The sequence below is a fragment of the Limnohabitans sp. Bal53 genome, assembly GCF_003063355.1.
GTDB lineage: Bacteria > Pseudomonadota > Gammaproteobacteria > Burkholderiales > Burkholderiaceae_C > Limnohabitans_A.
Genome location: NZ_NESH01000025.1, coordinates 1 through 855, shown reverse-complemented (window position 1 = coordinate 855; position 855 = coordinate 1). Strand labels below are relative to the sequence as shown.

Annotated in this window: 1 protein-coding gene and 1 pseudogene; one reads left to right on the top strand and one right to left on the bottom strand. The window is 65.0% G+C overall.

The window, feature by feature from the left end; genetic code table 11:
* Positions 1 to 125 (bottom strand): annotated as a pseudogene (locus tag B9Z50_RS17355) (CoA transferase); the annotation flags it as partial.
* A 42-nt stretch (positions 126 to 167) separates the two neighbouring features.
* Here B9Z50_RS17355 and B9Z50_RS17350 point away from each other — a divergent pair.
* Positions 168 to 855, top strand: a 688-nt coding sequence (locus B9Z50_RS17350; protein ID WP_304481689.1) for a beta-ketoacyl synthase N-terminal-like domain-containing protein, incomplete at its 3' end; no start/stop codon positions are given.

The window sequence follows — 855 nt, the reverse complement described above, 5'->3', positions numbered from 1 at the left end:
GGCACCATAGGCGGGTGGCCCGGCCGCTCGGTGAGCGACATCAAGCCAGTGAGGGCCACGTAGTTCATGTCGTGTCCGGCGGCCTGCGCCAACGGCCCATCCTGGCCCCACCCCGTCATGCGCCCGTTCCCTTCACCAAGCCTGGCGCCAGTGAGTCTTACCCCGTGATGGCCCAGCTCGCCATCAAGGCCGCATTGATGGACGCGGGCATCGACTATTCCCTGGTCGAGCAGGCTTACGCCGGCTTTGTGTACGGCGATTCCTGCTCCGGCCAGCGTGCCATCTACGAGGTGGGCATGACCGGCATTCCGGTCATCAACGTCAACAACAACTGCGCCACCGGTTCCACCGCCCTTTACCTCGCGCGCCAGGCGATTGCGAGCGGTGCGGCAGAGTGTGTGCTCGCCGTGGGCTTTGAGCAAATGAACCCCGGCGCGCTGGGTGCTGTTTTCAACGACCGCGCGTCGGTGTTCGAACACTTTGATGCGGTCATCGAAGCCAATGCCGATGTGACCGGCATCCCGGTAGCGCTGCGCATTTTTGGCGCCGCCGGCCGCGAACACATGCGCCGTTTCGGCACCAAGCTGGAAACCTTTGCCAAGATCCGGGCCAAGGCCAGCCGCCACGCGGCCAACAACCCCTTGGCGGTGTTCCGCAAGGAAGTCACCGAAGAAGAAGTGATGGCCTCGCCCGTGATGTGGCCCGGTGTGATGACCCGCCTGATGGCCTGCCCGCCCACCTGTGGCGCCGCCGCCGCCATCATCTGCTCGTCCGACTTTGCCGCGCGCCACGGTCTGAACCAGCAGGTCAGCATCATTGCCCAGTCCATGACAACGGACCGGCCGCTGGCCTTCA